15 protein-coding genes are annotated in these 18,848 nt (G+C 51.1%); 12 read left to right on the top strand and 3 right to left on the bottom strand.

Going from position 1 to position 18,848, the window contains the following annotated elements:
• Positions 1–270: 270 nt before the first annotated feature.
• From DHN43_RS06915 to DHN43_RS06945, 7 genes are all read left to right on the top strand, one after another.
• Positions 271–1,356 (top strand): DUF2336 domain-containing protein, encoded by a 1,086-nt coding sequence (locus tag DHN43_RS06915; RefSeq protein WP_063293928.1) that lies wholly within the window; start codon positions 271–273, stop codon positions 1,354–1,356.
• 155 nt (positions 1,357–1,511) lie between these two features.
• Positions 1,512–3,854, top strand: coding sequence for a mechanosensitive ion channel family protein (locus tag DHN43_RS06920; protein ID WP_108818154.1), 2,343 nt, complete (start codon positions 1,512–1,514; stop codon positions 3,852–3,854).
• A gap of 217 nt (positions 3,855–4,071) precedes the next feature.
• On the top strand, positions 4,072–5,088 hold the full coding sequence (locus DHN43_RS06925; RefSeq protein ID WP_208994987.1) for an ArsR/SmtB family transcription factor: 1,017 nt from the start codon (positions 4,072–4,074) through the stop codon (positions 5,086–5,088).
• A 2-nt stretch (positions 5,089–5,090) separates the two neighbouring features.
• The gene (gene metF / locus DHN43_RS06930) at positions 5,091–6,011 is read left to right on the top strand and encodes a methylenetetrahydrofolate reductase [NAD(P)H] (protein WP_063289971.1); all 921 of its coding nucleotides are present in this window, start codon (positions 5,091–5,093) and stop codon (positions 6,009–6,011) included.
• A gap of 89 nt (positions 6,012–6,100) precedes the next feature.
• Positions 6,101–9,847: a methionine synthase gene (gene metH / locus DHN43_RS06935; protein WP_108818155.1), complete on the top strand. Its 3,747-nt coding sequence runs from the start codon at positions 6,101–6,103 to the stop codon at positions 9,845–9,847.
• Between the two features lie 181 nt (positions 9,848–10,028).
• On the top strand, positions 10,029–10,625 hold the full coding sequence (locus tag DHN43_RS06940; RefSeq protein ID WP_108818156.1) for an FMN-dependent NADH-azoreductase: 597 nt from the start codon (positions 10,029–10,031) through the stop codon (positions 10,623–10,625).
• Positions 10,626–11,231: 606 nt separating this feature from the next.
• The gene (locus tag DHN43_RS06945) at positions 11,232–12,041 is read left to right on the top strand and encodes an extensin-like domain-containing protein (RefSeq protein WP_108818157.1); all 810 of its coding nucleotides are present in this window, start codon (positions 11,232–11,234) and stop codon (positions 12,039–12,041) included.
• A gap of 106 nt (positions 12,042–12,147) precedes the next feature.
• Here DHN43_RS06945 and DHN43_RS06950 read toward each other — a convergent pair whose 3' ends face one another.
• Positions 12,148–12,636 (bottom strand): BA14K family protein, encoded by a 489-nt coding sequence (locus tag DHN43_RS06950; protein WP_057465821.1) that lies wholly within the window; start codon positions 12,634–12,636, stop codon positions 12,148–12,150.
• 326 nt (positions 12,637–12,962) lie between these two features.
• Here DHN43_RS06950 and DHN43_RS06955 point away from each other — a divergent pair, with 326 nt between their 5' ends.
• Entirely contained in the window at positions 12,963–13,709 is a 747-nt protein-coding gene (locus DHN43_RS06955; protein ID WP_108818427.1) for a HugZ family pyridoxamine 5'-phosphate oxidase, read from the top strand.
• Between the two features lie 83 nt (positions 13,710–13,792).
• A complete protein-coding gene (locus DHN43_RS06960) occupies positions 13,793–14,449 on the top strand; it encodes a class I SAM-dependent methyltransferase (protein WP_108818158.1) in 657 nt (218 codons plus the stop codon).
• On the opposite strand, the gene DHN43_RS06965 is transcribed toward DHN43_RS06960, so the two are convergent.
• Together DHN43_RS06965 and DHN43_RS06970 are read right to left on the bottom strand one after the other, a co-directional pair.
• Entirely contained in the window at positions 14,433–15,116 is a 684-nt protein-coding gene (locus tag DHN43_RS06965; protein WP_108818159.1) for a glutathione S-transferase, read from the bottom strand. The two genes, DHN43_RS06960 and DHN43_RS06965, sit on opposite strands and share 17 nt — an antisense overlap.
• Positions 15,109–15,747, bottom strand: coding sequence for a thioesterase family protein (locus DHN43_RS06970; RefSeq protein ID WP_208989672.1), 639 nt, complete (start codon positions 15,745–15,747; stop codon positions 15,109–15,111). The genes DHN43_RS06965 and DHN43_RS06970 overlap by 8 nt, the downstream gene beginning before the upstream one ends.
• Positions 15,748–15,844: 97 nt before the next feature.
• Between DHN43_RS06970 and DHN43_RS06975 the strand changes: the two genes are divergently transcribed.
• From DHN43_RS06975 to DHN43_RS06985, 3 genes are all read left to right on the top strand, one after another.
• Positions 15,845–16,627: a sulfite exporter TauE/SafE family protein gene (locus DHN43_RS06975; RefSeq protein WP_108818160.1), complete on the top strand. Its 783-nt coding sequence runs from the start codon at positions 15,845–15,847 to the stop codon at positions 16,625–16,627.
• Between the two features lie 97 nt (positions 16,628–16,724).
• Complete coding sequence (locus DHN43_RS06980) at positions 16,725–17,525, top strand: sulfite exporter TauE/SafE family protein (RefSeq protein WP_057465702.1); 801 nt, start codon at positions 16,725–16,727, stop codon at positions 17,523–17,525.
• Between the two features lie 94 nt (positions 17,526–17,619).
• A complete protein-coding gene (locus tag DHN43_RS06985) occupies positions 17,620–18,597 on the top strand; it encodes a calcium/sodium antiporter (protein ID WP_108818161.1) in 978 nt (325 codons plus the stop codon).
• The last annotated feature ends 251 nt before the right edge of the window (positions 18,598–18,848 follow it).

Raw genomic sequence — 18,848 nt, forward strand, 5'->3', positions numbered from 1 at the left:
ATTAACGAGTGCGGGTCTGCTCGCAACATAGATGAAGCTTGTTAAGTCTCCGTGATATTTTTGTAACTCGTTGTTGTCACTTACCTTTTTAATTAAATTTCTGAAATCTGTTCTAACGGGAGAAAACTTATTGGTTTTTCCGCTTTTTGAAGCATGCAAATCGCATGTTATTTTTTCTAAATTAACTAAAAATAGAATAGATTGAGTTAGGTTTTGTTTAATCCTGTTCCATAGGTTTTTATCAGTTTGCGTATCCCATCGGTGTTTTAAATGTCATCTGACTTGGCTTCTCATATCGTTGATTTCAAATCTCTCGCGCTTGAGAACAATATTGAGCGACGTTCGGAGCTTGCGCGTCATGTTGCGCTTTTGTTTGCGCGAACATGGGAACGGTGTTCTGACGATCAGATCGATATTTACGATGGTGTGATGCTGCGGCTCTCAGAAATGGTTGAGCGGCATGCACTGAGTTATATGGCGGAACAGCTTTCTGAAGTGCGCCGTGCGCCTGAGCAGACTGTTCGCAAGCTTGCTTTCGATGAAATTGAAATTGCAGAGCCGCTTCTTCGGAACTCTAACGTGCTGCGTGAAAGTGATCTGGTGAGCATTGCGCGCAGCAAGAGCGATGATCATCGTCTGGCGATTGCGAAGCGGGATGTAATTTCTGAGAGTATCAGTGATGTGCTGGTGAACCTTGGAAATACCGAGGTGAAACAGACTGTTGCTGCGAATGATGGTGCAGTGCTTGGTCAGCGCAGTGTGAACTCGCTGATGACTGACGCGAAGGGGGACGAAGTCCTTCAGCTGGCCCTTGGGCAACGCGCGGATTTGGCAGATGCTCATATTGAAGCGCTTATCAATTTCGCGAGTGAGCAGGTTCGCAAGCTTCTGATCAAAGAAGGCGCGACTGAAGCTGCCGGGAAACTGCCGAAAGCTGCTCGGATTGCAGCTGGCAAACTTTCTAACGAATTCTGGCTAGGCCGGTATGATTTTGAGACTGGTCGTGGCCGCGTGATGGAGCTGGTCCGTGAAGGCAAGCTGACTGAGAATGCTCTGCGTGCTTATGCTGAGGAAGACCGGTTTGCTGAAGCGGTTGCTGCGTTTGCGATGTTGGCTGGCATTGGTCATGCAGAAGCGCAGCATTGGACTGTGCGAAATGACACTGAGCCTTTCCTCGTGGTGTGTCGTGCCTCTGGTTTTGGGATGATGACCGTTCAGGCTCTCCTGAAGATTGGGCCATGGCGTTACCGCCTTTCAAACTCTCAGCGTCAGACTGCGTTAAAGAGTTATCAGGCGCTTGACCAACAAGAAGCCTATAAGCAATTTATTACCTGGAAAGAGCAATGGATGGCCTGATCCATTCAAAAATTTAAGTGGTTTTGTGAGGGTCGCGTGTGCGGCCCTTTTCTTTGGTCAATTTAGTCCAAAAGTCGAATGTTTCTGCCAAAGCAACTTTAGGTGCTGTTCGTGTTTACTCCTGCTGATTGGGTTGTGTAGCCAAAGCAGGATTGATGCAAATAAGAAAAAGCAAAAAAGTTTCTTCTGACAGTTCTAAGGCGGATCGCTTTCTTAATTTCCTTATCTCCTTTCTGACACTCGCTGTTTTGGTTGGTATGGGGCTTTTGCTGCACATCAGTTTTGTTGTTGCGCAAACGCCAGAAACCCAGAACTCAGCTGTTGCAGACCCTATAGTTGATGCTCAGGAAATGGTGGTGCAAAGCGAGCCAATTCCTATGGAAGGGGCACCGCTTGTTTTTGGGCTATCTAATGGACTGGAGCTGTTCTCGCTGGAGAACATTGATCGCTCCAGCCAGTCTCTGAATGCTGTTTTGAAGGATCTTGGGAACTTTCCCAGGCACGTCCATAATGCACTGGAGCGGGCGCGGCCCGATACGAGTGTTTCGTGGGTGTGGCAAATATTTGCGCTGACGCTGTTTGCAGTCACGCTTGGTTTTGTGGTTGAGCTGTTTGCAGACAAGCTGTTTGCCAAAAGGCTTTTACGATTTTATCGCGGGATGCCGGAGAGCAGGGCTGAGAAGATTGGATTTCTGTTCTCAAGATCACTGGTGCAGGTTGCCGCGATCTTTCTGCATGTGATTGTAACGTTCGGGCTCATTCTTGTTATTTCCGGTAATACAGAGAGTGTTCGACATGCTGCGCTGATCTTTGCGAGCTTTTACTTCTTCTTTCGGCTTCTGATGGTTTTCTCGCGGAACTTTCTGGCCGTTGGGAATGAACATCACCGTGTTGTGCCATTGGATGATGACGTTGCCCGGTCATTTCTGAATGCCATTATTCTGTGCGGCGGGGTTGCCTTCTTCCTGCTGGCATTTGGCAGGTGGATGAGCCATTTGTCTCTCAATGCCAATGCTCAACGTATTCTTGACCTTCAAAGCGGGTTGTTTCTGGCGGTTTCTGCTGCGTTGATTTGCTATATTTTTCGTAGGCCCATTGGAGGTTGGTTTTCCGGAGAGTATGCGAGCACTGAGAGGCGGCGGGTTTGGCGGAGGTTGTTTAGCCAAAACTGGCATTTGGGTGCTTTGGCGTACTTTCTGGTGGCGTGGCTGGTGTTTGCCCACCGCCTGCTCTTAGGACTGAGCTATGACAGTCTCCTGTTACTGGCGCCGATTATGGCTATTTTTGCCAGTATCTTGCTCTACGGTATCTTACTTCTTGTCATTGATAAGTGGCTTTTGCCGCCGATTAACATCGACAAACTGCAGGATGCCTTTGTTGAGGAGATTGTGCAGGTCGAAGAGCAGGCCGGCCATTCCTATAATCCTGAGGAGGTCAATGCAGAAGCCCGTGCGTTGGCGGCAGAAAAAGAGGCTGCCCGGCGGCCCTACCGGCAATTGCTTGATCATGGTGCCCGCCTTGTGATGCTGATGTTTGGTCTTGCGGTGATCGTTGAAGCGTGGGGGATCAATCTTTTCAAACAGGATGGATTGTTTGGCAATCTGGTGGAAGTCGCGTTGATCGTGTTCTTTGGCTACATGGCTTATCAGGCCGTTCACATTACCATCCAGCGTCAGATTGAAATCTCTGAAAGCGATAAAAGTGGACAGGCCAAGATGGGGCGGTTGGCGACGCTGTTGCCGATCCTGCGGAATTTTCTACTGGTCTCTATTGTTGTGCTCTCCGGCATGGTTGCTCTTTCTGAGATCGGGGTGAACATTGGTCCTCTGTTTGCTGGTGCTGGCGTAGTTGGGCTTGCTGTCGGGTTTGGCGCGCAAACGCTCATCAAAGATATCTTCTCCGGTGCGTTTTTCTTGCTCGATGATGCCTTTCGAACAGGTGAGTACATTTATGTCACCAATAATGTTGAAGGGACGGTTGAACGGATCTCCATTAGGTCCATGCAGCTGCGGCAGTCGGATGGTCTCCTGAATACGGTTCCGTTTGGCAATTTGTCGTTTGTGAAAAACTCGTCGCGTGACTGGACCATGATGAAGTTGGCGTTTCGGGTCACATATGACACGGATGTCGACCGGATGCGGGAGTTGATCTCATTGCTGGGAGACAAGTTGCTCGAGGATCCTGAGCTTGGCCCGAAGTTTCTGGAGCCACTTCAATCTCAAGGCATCACGGCTCTGGAAGATTCCGCGATGATTGTGCGGGTCAAATTTACGACGCGACCTGGGGATCAGTATGTTTTGCGGAAGGCAGTGTTTGCAGGCATTCGGGAGATTTTCAACCGCGAGGGCATCACTTTTGCCCATCGTGAGGTGAAGGTGAGGATTGATGAAGGGGCTGCTGGTGGGCAAACTTTCTCTGACTCACAGAAAAAGGCAGTGGGTGGTGCTGTTTTGCCTGTGGTTGAAGAGGATGACCAGAACGGCTCTTCAAAAGCCTAACTGTTGTAATTACACGATTTTCTGCTCTGTTTGCCCCTCCGGAATGTCAGAGTTGATTTTTGATCAGCCAATTTTCAAGGAAAACTCAGAAAAACTATTCCTCTTTTGGTGCGAGAAGGGAATGTTCCTCCTTGTCATCGAGTTATTATACGTATAAAGATATCTTTATATCAGATTATTCGATCAGTTGGTGGCGGTAGTAGGCTTGATAACGACAGTGAACAATGAACCGGAAGGCAAACTCCCTGTAGAGGACCTGGTGGGCTGCTTGCGTGCCTGTGGAGAGACGACGCGTATTCGTCTGCTTGCTTTGCTTGTGCTTGGTGAGCTGACCGTGAAGGATCTTACAGTCATTCTTGGGCAGAGCCAGCCTCGGATTTCGCGGCATCTCAAGCTTCTTTGTGAGGCAGGGGTGATCAAGCGGTATCCGGAAGGAGCCTGGGTTTATTATCGTCTTGGTGAAGGTGGTCCGGCTGAGCTGGCGCGGCGCATTGTTGCGCAGAGCGAGCAGGATGATCCGGTACTAGCTGCCGACCATGAGCGATTGGTTTCGTTGCGCCGTGCAAAGGCAGAGGAAGCAGCGGCTTTCTTTGCAGCACGTGCCAACAACTGGGACAAGGAGCGTAGTCTTCATGTGCCGGAAGTTGCCGTTGAAGCTGCGATGCGTGCACTCGTGGGGTCCAAGTCCTTTGATACCCTCCTGGACCTGGGGACTGGAACTGGCCGTTTGCTGGAGTTGTTCAGTAAACAGTACGAGCGTGGCATTGGCATTGATGCCAGCCAGAACATGCTTTCTGTTGCACGGGCCAATCTGGACCGTGCTGGTTTGCAGAAAGCGCAGGTGCGTCAGGGCGACATTTACGCGTTGCCGGTTGCACCAGACACAGCTGATCTGACTGTGGTTCATCAGGTTCTTCATTATCTGGAAGAGCCTGGGCGAGCGATTTTGGAAGCTGCCCGTGCTTTGCGGCCGGGTGGGCGTCTGTTGCTTGTAGATTTTGCTCCTCACGAATTGGAGTTTTTGCGGGAGAAGCATGCGCATCGTCGTCTTGGCTTTTCTCAGGGACAAGTGGGCAATTGGCTTTCCGAGGCTGATCTGGAGCTTGTTTCAACGAATGATCTTACCCCGGGCGCGGGGGAGAAAGACAAATTAACCGTTACCCTTTGGCTCGCTCAGGATCGTCGGGTTGTGACCGACCTGCCTGTAGCGGATCAGACCAAGGAGCTTGCTTAGTTATGAGCGAACATAGTATCGATCGCCGTTTTAGGCTCAATGGAGCCTCTGACATCTCCGTTTCTTTCGAGTTTTTTCCTCCTAAGAGCGAGAAGATGGAGCAACAGCTTTGGTCATCAATCAAACGGCTTGAGCCATTGGCCCCGAACTTTGTCTCTGTCACTTATGGCGCTGGCGGGTCGACCCGTGAGCGTACTCACTCTACGGTTTCGCGTATTGTGAATGAGACTGCTTTGAAGCCTGCTGCACACCTGACCTGTGTGGATGCCACCAAGGAAGAAGTGAATGAAGTCATTCGCGCTTACTGGGATGCGGGTGTTCGCCACATTGTGGCGCTGCGTGGTGACCCGGCTGCTGGACTTGGTGAGCAGTATCATCCGCATGAAGGTGGATATCAGTCTACCGCTGATCTGGTAGCTTCCATTCGTTCCATCGGTGATTTTGAGGTTTCTGTTTCAGCCTATCCTGAGAAACACCCGGAATCTCCAAGCTGGGAAACAGAACTGGATGTCTTGAAGGCGAAAGTGGATGCGGGCGCGACCCGTGCGATCACGCAGTTCTTCTTCGATAATGATCATTACTTCCGCTATGTGGACCGTGTTCGGGCCGCTGGCATCACTATCCCGATTATTCCGGGTATCGTGCCAGTAACCAGCTTCAAGGGCATTTCAGGTTTTGCGAAGAAAACCGGAGCATCTGTTCCCGGTTGGCTGGCGCACCGGTTTGATGGTCTTGATGACGACCCACGCACCCGTGAGCTGGTTGCGGCGGCTGTTGCTGCTGAGCAGGTGATGAGCCTTGCAGATGATGGTGTCGAGGACTTCCATTTTTATACAATGAACAAAGCAGACCTCGTTTACGCGATCTGCCACATGCTTGGTCTTCGCGCAAAACAGGATGTGAAAGCATCTGTCGCTGCCTGAACCCAATCCACGCACATATAAAGATATTTGTCGGATTACGGCCCCATTCGTGACCCGCAAAAGTAAAGTACTAGAAAAGATCGGATCCCATGAGTTTGCAGGTGAAAAAGACCGGTTCGGACATTTTTGCAGCCCTAGAAGCAGCCGCCAAGGAGCGTATCCTTGTTCTGGATGGCGCCATGGGAACTATGATCCAGAATCTGCAGTTCAGTGAAGCGCAGTTCCGAGGTGAGCGTTTCAAGAGCTGGAACCAGGATCTGAAAGGGAACAATGATCTTCTGATCCTGACCCAGCCAGATGCCATTCGTGATATCCACCTGCAGTATCTGAAAGCGGGTGCAGATATCATCGAGACCAACACGTTCTCCTCCACTTCTATCGCGCAGGCTGACTACGCGATGGAGAGCATTGTTTATGAGCTGAACAAGGAAGGTGCCCGCCTTTGCTGTGAAGCTGTTGAGCAGATGAAGGAGATTGATCCATCCCGGCGCCGATTTGTCGCTGGTGGGCTTGGGCCAACAAACCGGACGGCCTCGATCTCTCCGGACGTGAACAATCCGGGCTTCCGCGCAGTTTCCTTTGATGATCTGAAGGATTCTTATGCTGAAGCGACCCGTGGTCTGGTTGATGGTGGCTGTGATCTCATTCTTGTTGAGACCATCTTTGATACCCTGAACGCAAAAGCGGCTTTGTTCGCGATTGATCAGGTGTTTGAGGAAAAAGGCATCAAGCTGCCGGTCATGATCTCCGGTACGATTACAGATTTGTCTGGTCGTACTCTTTCAGGTCAAACACCGGAAGCGTTCTGGAACTCTGTCAGTCATGCGGATCCGTTTACGGTTGGCCTGAACTGTGCGCTGGGTGCCAAGGAAATGCGTGCGCACGTGGATGAGATTTCCCGTGTTGCGGATACTCTTGTTTGTGCTTATCCGAATGCGGGTTTGCCGAATGAGTTTGGTGAATACGATGAGAGCCCAGAGTACATGGCTGGCCTCATGAAAGAGTTTGCCGAGTCTGGGCTGGTCAACGTGGTTGGCGGGTGTTGTGGTACGACGCCGGATCACATTAAGGCCCTTGCGGATGCGATGGAAGGCTTGAAGCCGCGTGCTTTGCCAGAAGTGCCGCGCCTGATGCGTCTGTCTGGTCTGGAGCCGTTCACCTTCACCAAGGAAGTGAACTTCGTCAACGTGGGTGAGCGTACCAACGTGACGGGCTCTGCGCGGTTCCGCAAACTGATCAAGAACGATGACTACAATGCAGCGCTTGATGTTGCCCGCTCTCAGGTTGAGAATGGTGCGCAGATCATTGACATCAACATGGATGAGGGGCTTCTTGATAGTGAAGAAGCCATGGTTACTTTCCTTAACTTGATTGCGGCGGAACCGGACATTGCAAAAGTTCCAGTGATGATCGACAGCTCCAAGTGGACTGTCATTGAAGCTGGCCTGAAGTGTGTGCAGGGTAAGGCTGTGGTGAACTCTATCTCCTTGAAAGAAGGGGAAGAGAACTTCATCGCCCAGGCTAAGTTGATCCGCCGTTATGGTGCTGCTGTTGTTGTGATGGCGTTTGATGAAACGGGTCAGGCTGACACGTTTGAACGCAAGATCAACATCTGCAAACGCTCCTATGATGTGCTGGTAGATAAGGTTGGTTTCCCGCCTCAGGATATCATTTTTGATCCGAATATCTTTGCGGTAGCTACTGGTATTGAAGAGCATGACAACTATGGTCTGGACTTCATTGAAGCGACCAAGTGGATCTCTGAGAACCTGCCACACGCTCATATTTCTGGTGGTGTTTCCAACCTGTCGTTCTCCTTCCGCGGGAATGAGCCGGTTCGTGAAGCGATGCACTCTGTGTTTCTGTACCACGCCATTCAGGTTGGTATGGATATGGGCATTGTGAATGCTGGTCAGCTGGCTGTTTATGATGACCTTCCTGCTGAGTTGCGTGAGCTGTGTGAAGATGTGGTCATGAACCGCCGTTCAGATTCCACGGATCGTCTGCTTGAAGCTGCTGAGAAGTTTAAAGGTCCGGGTGGAAAGAAGCGTGAGGTTGATCTGCGCTGGCGTGAGGCAACTGTTGCAAAGCGTCTTGAGCACTCATTGGTTCACGGTATCACTGACTTTATCGTGGAAGACACGGAAGAAGCTCGCCAGAACTTTGATCGTCCGCTGCATGTGATTGAAGGTCCATTGATGGACGGCATGAACGTGGTTGGTGATCTGTTTGGCGCTGGTAAAATGTTCCTGCCGCAGGTGGTGAAATCTGCTCGTGTGATGAAGGCAGCTGTTTCCTACCTGATGCCATTCCTTGAAGAGGAAAAGCGTCGCAGTGGCTTGGATGAGAGCTCATCCAACGGCAAGATCCTGATGGCGACTGTTAAAGGGGATGTGCACGACATTGGCAAGAACATCGTTGGCGTTGTTCTGCAGTGTAACAACTTTGAGGTTATTGACCTTGGGGTGATGGTGCCAACAGCCAAGATCATTGATGAAGCGCGCAAGCACGATGTTGATATTATTGGTTTGTCCGGCCTGATCACACCGTCGCTTGATGAGATGTGCCATGTGGCTTCTGAGATGGAGCGTGAAGGTCTGGATATTCCGCTGCTGATTGGCGGTGCGACGACTTCTCGTGTTCATACAGCGGTGAAGATCCATCCGAACTACTCCAAGGGTCAGGCGATTTACGTCACTGATGCTGGGCGTGCGGTGGGTGTTGCGTCCCGTCTGGTGAGTGAAGGTGGGCGTGAGGCACTCTATGATGCAACCCGCGCGGAGTATGTGGATGTTGCTGAAAAACATGCGCGGTCGCGGAACAAGAAGGTTCGGGCATCTATCGAGAAGGCTCGTGCAAACCGCTTCAAGCCGAACTTTGATGGATATGCTCCAACCAAGCCCAAGTTCATCGGCACTAAAACATTTACCAATGTCTCTTTGAAGGAATTGGTGAGGTACATTGACTGGACACCTTTCTTCTCCACCTGGGAGATTAAGGGAGCCTATCCTGCAGTGCTGACAGATGACCGTTATGGTCCAGCAGCTCAGGCGCTTTATAATGATGCGCAAGAGATGCTGAAGGAGATCGTGGACGGCAATCTGTTGCAAGCGAATGCTGTGGTTGGTTTCTGGCCTTGTGCGCAGGATGGTGATGATCTTGTGCTATACACCGACGAGAGCCGTACAACTGAGCTGAACCGTCTTTATACCCTTCGTCAGCAGATGGACCGGAGTTCCTCTGATCGTGGGAACGTGGCTCTTGCGGACTTTGTTGCACCGATTGACAGCGGCATCCCGGACTATGTTGGCGGGTTTGCTGTGACTGCGGGTATCGGTGAGGATGAAATTGCCAAGCGCTATGGCGAAGCTGGTGATGACTACAACAAGATCCTCAGTCAGGCGATTGCTGACCGTTTGGCAGAAGCGCTTGCAGAGCGGATGCACGAACTGGTTCGTACTGAGCTTTGGGCCTATGCGCCGAATGAAGGTCTGTCTAATGTTGATCTGATTGCAGAGGACTACGATGGTATTCGTCCGGCACCGGGTTATCCAGCGCAGCCAGATCATACTGAGAAGGGTACTCTTTGGGAGCTGCTTGATGCGGAAGCGCAGACAGGCATCTCATTGACTGAGAGCTACGCGATGTGGCCGGGATCTGCTGTGTCTGGTCTCTACTTCTCTCATCCTGACAGCCACTACTTCGGCATTGGCAAGATTGAGCGGGATCAAGTGGAAGATTATGCAAAGCGTAAGGGGTGGGAACTGGCAAAGGCGGAGCGCTGGCTGGCTCCGATCCTGAACTACAACCCGATGGCTCGCGAAGCTGCGGAGTAATTCTCTGAAACACTGAAATTTAAAAGGGCTGCGGATGTTTTCGCAGCCCTTTTTCTTTGTCGGATTGTCGCTGAGACGTGCAAAGACTGTTTCCAAATAGTGATCTAATCATTCGCTGTGGTTCCATTATGTATGTTCAGGAGAAGACAATAGCTCCTGTTTGGGGCATAGGAGACGACCGATGAAAAAGACAATTTTGAAGATCCATAGCTCAGCGGCAACTGCAACATCCGTAACCCGCCAGCTTTCTGATGAACTTGCTTCCAAGATCTTCAATGACGGTGACACCGTTATTGAGCGTGATCTGAACTCCCCGATTTCGTTTATCAACGAAGCATGGATTGGTGCTGCTTACACCCCTGACGAGCAGCGTAGTGAAGAACAGAAAGAAGGCCTTGCGCTTTCTGATACACTCATCGCGGAGCTGAAAGCGGCGGATGTGCTGGTTATTGGTGCGCCGATCTACAATTTCTCTGTGCCAGCTGTTCTGAAGGCATGGGTTGACCAGATTGCACGTGTGGGTGTGACCTTCAATTACACCGAATACGGCCCACAGGGCTTGCTGACAGGCAAGAAGGCATACATTGTTGCGGCAGCTGGCGGTGTGCCTGTTGGCTCTCCAGCAGACTTTGCTGTGCCTTACCTCAAGCAGGTGCTTGGCTTTATTGGTGTGAGCGATGTGGAAATTGTTGCAGCGGAAGGTGTTGCTGTTGACCGTGATGCAGCAATTGCACAAGCACAGAACACAATGGTTGGCCTGACATCTGTGGCAGCGTAACTGACACGCAAAAGCAATTAATCAACTGGAGCCCACCTTGGTAACAAGGTGGGTTTCTTTGTGCGTCTGGTGAAGTCTTGCCTTCGATTTTTGTTTTGTGAAGGACTTTGTCAGTGTGGGGGAGGGGGACTATAGCAAGCCGATAACGACTGCACCAACAAATGCAAATGCAAGTGTGATTGCGACGGCGTTAAAGCTTCGTGTGACAGTCATGGATTTATCTCCCGTTACTCACTAGCTGTTTAAAGCTTATGTGACGGAAGCCACGTTAGGAAGCAAAAAAATGCCATTTTTCATGGCACTGCTAGAAAAGCACCTAGGATCACTGAAAATTTCTGTAGCGAATAATATGTGTAAAGCCGGAGGATACTTTCTGGTTGTTTTGTGAAAGACCAAGGGAATTCTTGCGTTTCCTCTGTCAAATCAATATGCAGGTTTTCTGCAGCTTCGCGAATACTCGTCGGGCTATACTCATGCTTTTCCTGGGGTGAATTGGGCGTGGATAGTTTAAAACATTCATGACAATTCAGGCGGGAAAACGGAAATATTCAGCATTGAATCAGGAACAGCGCCGGGCAAACGTCTGTTCAAATCGGGGATTTCGAGGTGGGTTACAAGACAGGTGGGAACGCTGCCGGAAGACTTTTGTCTGCCGTTTTGGTTATCGGTATGTGCATCGGCGCTGCACAGGTTAGTGCTACCCCGATGCCAAAAGCTCGTCCTTATGTTGGCAATGTAACCTTATTGCCTCCGATGCCTCTTCCTCAGAGCAAGGTGAGTGTTCAGCCTTCGCGTGTTCCAGCGGGCAAGCCGCTTTCTCTCGTTCCTGTGCCACTTGAAAACCAACGCGTTTTTCCTCCTGCAAGCGATGCGAGGATGTGTGTGCTTCGTGGTTGGAGTGTTGAGATAACAAACGCTGTTGACGGGCCGGGTGGATGTGGGATTGATCAGCCTGTTTCTTTGCGGTCTGTGGTTGGTGGTGGCCAAGAGATTGGCCTGACGATGCCAGTGCAGATTGAGTGCGAGCTGGCACAAAAGCTGGATGGCTGGTTGCAGGATGTAGCAGTGCCTGCTGCACGGCGGGAACTTGGTGTATCCATCACGCGCATTCGCACGGCTGCAGGGTATGCTTGTCGTGGCCGGAATAACAAACGCGGCGCGAAGCTCTCAGAGCATGGCAAGGGCAACGCCATCGATATTGCAGGTTTCTATTTGTCTGATGGACGGGAAGTGACTGTTGAAGAGGGCTGGGACGGATCTTCAGCTGAAGTGCGTTTCCTGAGCAGCTTACATAAAGGAGCCTGTGAGCGGTTCACGACCGTACTTGGCCCAGAGGCCGACAAGTATCACCGAGACCACTTACACTTCGATCAGGGCTGTCACGGCAAGGGCTGCAAATATCGCGTTTGCAAATAAAGGCGCGGGCTCGCGGTCCTTTTTCAGAAGCATGATGTGGGAACGCCCACCTGATTGAGACGGGGCTTTATCTCTTTCAAGCGGGCGTGTTCTGTGATGGCAGGGCTTACTGGCAGAAACGGTTTTTGCCAGAGTACGTGCGATAGGTGCCGGTGTTCGGGTTAAAGCTTCTGTATTTGTTGGTGCAGTAGGCAAACCAAGCCGGGGACCACGGGGCTGGGGCTACAGCCTGAGCGTGATAAACCGGTGCTGGCTGATGCACCACTGGCGGACGGTAGGCTGGTGGGCGATACGCTGGCGCTGGTGGACGGTAGGCCGGGCGTGGTGGTGCAACGTACTGAGGTTGCGGTGTCACTGCATTGCCGATGATGAGACCTGCCGCCAGACCGATAACGCCGATTGCAGCTGCTTCACCTGCATTGATGCCGTGCTTCTTATGCTTTCTCTTCTTACGCTTATGGTAATAGTTGTTCTCAACGTAAGTGTTGTTTTCAATATAAGTATTGTTTCTAGGGCCTGCCTGAGCTGCAGAAACGACTGGCAACATCATTGCCCCTGCAAGCGCTACTGAAATTACTGCTGATGCTTTAGCCATTTTCGTCTCCGTAAACGGTATTTCGTGTTTGTTGAGACTAATTAACCAGAAGTGGCCTGAACCTTCTTTGAGAGCGCCATTCATCTTCTGTTCATGTAGATGAATGGGCCAGAAAATCTATATATATCAATTGATTATGTGTTTGAAAAAATGTTTAAGACGCTGGTTTCTTACCGAATTTTAAGTTGAGTACGTTATCCATCTTACTTAAATCAGTATGTTGTCCTCTCCAGATTATGGAGACCACTTTTCGGGAATACGCATAAGTGGAGATAGACAAGAGCCAAGAATCTGAGCAGGGTCAGATCGGGAAAAGTGAGGTTGGTATGGAAAAGAAGATAGATCCAATTCGTGAAACCACCGATGAAGCACGCGCTCTTGCCAAGAAGCTGATCAGGTCTGTCAGATTTGCTTCTCTTGCTGTTCTGGAGCCAGAGACCGGCTACCCTATTGTTAGCCGTGTTGGTGTCAGCTCGGATGCTGTTGGTGCGCCGTTTATGCTTGCTTCCAGCCTTTCCAACCATTCTCAATGCCTTGTGCAGGATCAGCGGGTGTCTTTGTTGATTGGTGAGCCGGGTAAAGGGGACCCACTGGCTCATCCGCGACTGACCGTTATCGGGCGCTTTGAGCGATTGAGCAAAGGCGATCCGTTGTGCACTGAGCTGCGCAACCGCTATTTGATGCGGCATCCCAAGGCCAAGCTCTATGTCGATTTTGCTGATTTCGACTGGTATCGCCTGCATGTTGAGCGGGTGAACATGAACGGCGGCTTTGGTAAGGCGTTCCTTCTGGATACCGAGGATGTTCTGTCTTCTGATGAGGGACGCGAGCAACTCGCGGCTACCGCTCATGACCTTGTTATCCGCATGAATGAGCGCCGTGCTGATGATATTGGGGCGTTTGCCTCGAAAACCTTTAAGGTTGGCGCCTCAAAATGGGGGCTGGTGAGCGTTGATGGTGAGGGGGCTGATTTCTTTGATGGAGAGGCAGTTTACCGTCATTCCTGGGATCAGGAAGTGTCGGTTACGGAGCTAGAAAAGCTGCTGATGCAAACTCTTGGTTGTTCTGTGTAAAACCATGACGTAGGGTTTTGCTCATGTTGTTGTTCTAGTATGGCAACTATGCATGCGTGAAGCAAAACAGGATTGGTGCGGAAATGAACAAAGAGAATTTGGATAGCGCGGCAGGGGCAGAGGTCTACTCCGATAAAACTCTGCGTATTTATGACCTGCTGGTTCTGCGGTTCTCCAACACGTTTCTGTGGCGCTGTTCCGCTTCAAAAGCGCTGAGCTTCTTCAATCGCAATGTCAGTGCCAATCACCTTGATGTAGGGGTTGGCAGTGGCTACTTTCTGGAGCACGGGCGCTTTCCGGATAAGACCCGTCTGGTGCTGATGGACCTCAACCAAACCTGTCTGGACTATGCCAGGGCGCGCTCTGTGGTGGCGAATGTCAGTGTGACACAGACTGATGTGCTGGAGCCGATTGAGTGGACCGACGCCAAGTTTGACAGCATCAATCTGGGCTACCTGCTGCACTGCCTGCCGGGAACCATGAAGCAGAAATATATGGTGTTTGAGAACCTCAGACCGCTGCTGAATGACGGTGGGATTTTGTTTGGCTCAACCATTTTGGGTGAAGGGCAGAAGCCAAACTGGGCAGCGCGCAAGCTGATGGGCTTTTACAACAGCAAGGGCATCTTCTCGAATTCTGAAGACAACCTTGATGATTTACGCTCCAATCTGGAGACGTATTTCAGGGATGTGACGATTGAAGTGGTTGGCGAAGTTGCGCTGTTTAAAGGGCGTGTGTAGTCACTTCTTGCGGAAAGAGCACAAGATCATCCTCGGGTGACCATGGCTTCCATTTCATACCGAACACGGTTTTAAAATCCGGCTGGTCGATCCGTTCGAGCAGCCATTTTTTTACGCTTGCAGGGGCTTCTCTCTCAAAGCGGTCTTTATCTGCATTGGCGAACTGGCGCACGAATGGGAAGAGTGCCTGATCTGCGAGAGCTGGGCGTTTTCCGAACAGATACGTTGAGCTTTCAAGGCGCTTAGAGAGCTTGGAGAGTTCCTGGATGGCGAGAGCGTAGTGTTCGTCCGGATCCGCGCCTTCGTAGCGTGTTGAGTATTTGTACCTGTCCAGATTGCGTTTGAAATCGCCGTCCATCTCTTCAATCAGCTGCAGCATTTCTTCCAGCGTACCTGTCTCTGGTGAGAGCCAGCTTTGAGGGTCATTTTGCTGTAAAGCCCAGAGCATGATCTCAAGGCTTTCCTCGATGACGGTTCCATCCGTCAGTTGCAGGACCGGAACCGTTCCTTTTGGAGAGATTTCCAGCATGTGGGCTGGCTTGTTGCGCAGCACGATTTCGCGGAGGGCAACGGTTGTCTGGCTTGCGACCAATCCCAGTCTTGCGCGCATTGCGTAGGGACACCGACGAAATGAATACAGGATCGGGAAGGAAGTCTGCTCAGCCATGCTTTCTGTTGTCTGCCTTTGATTGATCGTTTTCAGCAGCTGGTATTTCTAATGAATCTACCGGAGCAATGCCAGCGGATTTGCGCTCATAGGCCTGAATTGCCTTCTCTTCTTTCAAAAAAGCTTCGATATGCGGCTGTAATGGGAGCTTTGTGGCTTGCGTTTCGGTCTCTTCCAGCACCGCTGAGGTTGGGACAAAAGCCTTCTGCGCACGGTCATACATGCTGACGCGCACCAGACCGGTCGCAGCAACAATGCCTTTCTTCGGGCCTTTGGTGAAGATGAAGCGTTGTTCCATCACACAGGCCTCATCCGTCCAGTACACAATCTCGCTTTCCAGCTTGAACGGCTCGCCAAACGGGAGCTCGCGCCGAAAGCGGACGGTGGCGTGGTTGGCCAGTGGTGTCCATTTGTTGCGGAAGATCGCTTTGCCGAGCTTGGTGCGGCTCATGTGATCCACACGACCAAAATCCATCATGGCCAGATAGCGGCTGTTGGTGAGGTGGATGTTCATGTCAATGTCAGAGGGGAGAACGCGCAATCGGACAACAGACTTGCTGAACATGTCTGCTAGTTTTTCCTGAAAAGGGAACTTAATGAAATAAAGTATAAGTCTAAACCAGAGTTGCATTTCTTCTCCACGTGATAGCTCACGGGCTTTCACAAAAATCTAATGGATTTTCCAATAGGGAACTAGGTTTCCTATTAGGTCAGGTGTGTTGTGCCAGATGTTTGAAGATATTTCTAGTTATCTCTTTGTGTGGGAGATTGCGTATAGCTCAACGGAACTTGCTGCTGTTGCGGGCGCTTTTTTCTTTGCAGCTTTCGTTAAAGGCGCGACAGGCCTCGGGTTTTCAACGACTTGTCTGCCGTTTCTGGTTTACGCGGTGGGGTTGAAAAGAGGAATTCCGCTCATCTTACTGCCTAGTATTACCAGCAATATTCTGGTGATGATCGACGCCGGGTCTTTCAGGGAGATGGTGGTTCGCTTTCGCTGGATGCTGCTTGCAACGGTGCCGGGGATTCTGCTGGGCCTCTGGTTTTTGGATGTGGCGCCTGCTCAGGAAGCTGTTGTGGTGCTGGGTTTTGTGCTTATCAGCTATGCCTTGTTTGCTTATTTCACGCCGCACCTGAAACTCTCCTATGAGATGGAGCGCTTCCTTGGGCCTGTCAGCGGCTTTATTACGGGCGTGGTGAATGGCATTACCGGTTCGCAGATTATGCCTGTGATGCCCTATCTGTTGTCGCTCAATCTCAACAGTGAGCGTTTTGTGCAGGCGATCAATTGCTCCTTTACTTTGTCCTCCTTTGTGATGGCGGGCGGTTTTTACTATCTCGGACTTCTTGATCTGAGTGCGCTTGGTGTTTCTGCACTTGGGCTGGCTTTTGTCTATCTGGGCACCAAGCTGGGCTCGGTGGTGCGCCAGCTGATGTCGCCGTCGGTTTTCAGGGCGTCTATTCTTCTGCTTTTGTTCGGGCTTGGGTTGAGTTTGTTGGTCAAAGGATTTTAGCGGCTCCGCTCTAAGCTAACTGGTGGTTGATGGATCCCTTCAGTTTGCAGATGGAGATGTTAGAGATTGTTGCAGGTTCACGCCTAGGCTCTGCTGCATGATGGATATGGAAGCAGACATGGCAATGGCGGCGGAGTATCTCGGCTATACGGCCTTTGAGATTGCCATCATCATGTTCACGTTCTTCTTTGCAGCTTTTGTGAAAGGCCTTGCAGGGCTTGGGTTTACAACAATCTGCCTTGCTGTTCTCGCTTACACGGTGGGTTTGAAGAAGGGCATTCCGCTTATTGTGATACCGGGGCTCATCAGTGATCTCATACTGGTTTATGAGGCCGGGCATTTTCGGGAATCTTTTTCTCGCTTCTGGCGGATTTATCTTTATTCGGTGCCGGGCGTTGTCATTGGCCTTTGGTTTTTGGGGTGGGCGTCCACGCATTGGCTGACGATCCTGCTGGGGTTTATCATCATGGCGTTTGTGGGATATGCGCTGCTCTCCAAGAACCTGAAGCTGAAAACGCATTGGGAGAAAGCTGGGAGTTCGCTTTCTGGATTCTCAACCGGATTGCTGACAGGGATGACAGGCTCACAGTTGATGCCGATCACACCGTTTTTGGTGTCTCTCGATCTGCCACGCAGCCATTTCATTCAAACGATCAATAGCTTCTTCACAGTCGTGACAGTCATGATGATCCTTGGTCTGACATACATGGGCCTGTTGCATCTTGGTGCTTTTGCGATTTCGATCACCGGGCTGGTTTTTGTCTATATCGGCACCAAGAGTGGTAACTATCTTGGCCGGCGCTTCAGCCCGATCCTGTTCCGCTATTGCGTGCTGGTGATGATGCTTTTTTCTGGTCTCGGCCTCATTATCAAAGAGGTTTGGCTGAATGTAATGTGATGACCAACCTTCTTGCAATCGGAGTGAAGGATACCCAATTGCACATCAGTCTAAACCGCAAGCGCGAACTGCGCTTAAGGAAAGTTTTCAGAAAATGGTGATCCTTCAATTGGTTGGGGGGCTTGTGCTGCTGCTTGTTGGCGGTGAAGCATTGGTGCGCGGCAGTGTGGCTGTTGCGACGCGTCTGGGTGTTTCCAAACTGTTTATCGGGCTGACCCTTGTTGGCTTTGGCACATCCATGCCTGAGCTTGTGGCCAGTTTGCAGGGCGCGCTTGCTGGTTACCCCGGTGTTGCCATTGGCAACATTGTGGGCAGCAACATAGCTAATGTGCTGCTCATTTTAGGCATTACGGCAGTGATCTTACCCATTGCGGTGAACCGGGAAGCTTTTCAGCGTGATGGTGCCGTGCTTGTGCTTTCAAGCCTGATTTTGCTGGGTGTCATCCTGACGGGATATCTGTCCCGATGGGCTGGTTTCGTTCTGATTGGCCTGCTGCTGGCCTATACACTCTTCAGCTATTGGTCGGAACGCAAAGCGGGAAAGGCAGCGGCTCAGATTCATGAGGCTGAAGCTGATCAGGCGAGCTATCCGAACCTTTCCATCTGGGCGGGGCTTGCGATTTTTGCTGTCGGTGTGGTTGGCATCGTTATTGGGGCGAGTTTGCTGGTGTCATCCAGCGTTGAAATTGCGCATCAATTTGGGGTTTCTGATGCGGTGATTGGCTTGACGCTGGTTGCGATTGGCACATCTCTGCCAGAGCTTGTCACCTCGGCCATAGCTGCGGTGCGAGGCCATGCTGAGGTTGCATTTGGCAATATTGTTGGCAGCAACATCTTCAATATTTTCGGCATTGGCGGTGTAACAGCCCTTGTTGTGCCAATTCCGGTGCCCTCTGAGATCGCGCAGGTGGATATCTGGGTGATGGTGGGCACGGTTGTGCTGATGGCTATTGCCTGCATTACCGGTTGGCGAGTGAGCCGCAGGGAAGGCCTGTTCTTCCTGTGCTGTTACGCAGCTTATATGGCTTTTCAGCTTATGCCCGGCCTGCGTGCTGCAGTTGGTATTGCGTGATGCTGCAAAGCGTTTTTGGAAAAACTTATTCCCCTCGTGTATTTCTCCCATACTGTGAACCTATGCCTACGTAGTGGGCTGCTGGCGGAGCGACCGTCAGTGTGTCGTAGGTTGGGCGGGGCTATTGGAAGACGTAACGCACCTTTCAGTGGTCCGGTGAACCGAACTTCAAACGTGACCGCATGGTTTGAGGGGAAGGGCCCAGGACTATAGGGTATCACGCGGCGATAGATCCAAGAGCACCGGCAGTA

Source organism: Pseudovibrio sp. Alg231-02 (assembly GCF_900143565.1).
Taxonomy (GTDB): domain Bacteria; phylum Pseudomonadota; class Alphaproteobacteria; order Rhizobiales; family Stappiaceae; genus Pseudovibrio.

Coding starts and splice junctions, on each gene's coding strand:
- DHN43_RS06975 (WP_108818160.1), top strand. CDS start 15,845: ATGTTTGAAGATATTTCTAGTTATCTCTTTGTGTGGGAGATTGCGTAT.
- DHN43_RS06985 (WP_108818161.1), top strand. CDS start 17,620: ATGGTGATCCTTCAATTGGTTGGGGGGCTTGTGCTGCTGCTTGTTGGC.
- DHN43_RS06955 (WP_108818427.1), top strand. CDS start 12,963: ATGGAAAAGAAGATAGATCCAATTCGTGAAACCACCGATGAAGCACGC.
- DHN43_RS06980 (WP_057465702.1), top strand. CDS start 16,725: ATGATGGATATGGAAGCAGACATGGCAATGGCGGCGGAGTATCTCGGC.
- DHN43_RS06915 (WP_063293928.1), top strand. CDS start 271: ATGTCATCTGACTTGGCTTCTCATATCGTTGATTTCAAATCTCTCGCG.
- DHN43_RS06960 (WP_108818158.1), top strand. CDS start 13,793: ATGAACAAAGAGAATTTGGATAGCGCGGCAGGGGCAGAGGTCTACTCC.
- metH (WP_108818155.1), top strand. CDS start 6,101: ATGAGTTTGCAGGTGAAAAAGACCGGTTCGGACATTTTTGCAGCCCTA.
- metF (WP_063289971.1), top strand. CDS start 5,091: ATGAGCGAACATAGTATCGATCGCCGTTTTAGGCTCAATGGAGCCTCT.
- DHN43_RS06950 (WP_057465821.1), bottom strand. CDS start 12,636: ATGGCTAAAGCATCAGCAGTAATTTCAGTAGCGCTTGCAGGGGCAATG.
- DHN43_RS06940 (WP_108818156.1), top strand. CDS start 10,029: ATGAAAAAGACAATTTTGAAGATCCATAGCTCAGCGGCAACTGCAACA.
- DHN43_RS06970 (WP_208989672.1), bottom strand. CDS start 15,747: ATGCAACTCTGGTTTAGACTTATACTTTATTTCATTAAGTTCCCTTTT.
- DHN43_RS06965 (WP_108818159.1), bottom strand. CDS start 15,116: ATGGCTGAGCAGACTTCCTTCCCGATCCTGTATTCATTTCGTCGGTGT.
- DHN43_RS06920 (WP_108818154.1), top strand. CDS start 1,512: ATGCAAATAAGAAAAAGCAAAAAAGTTTCTTCTGACAGTTCTAAGGCG.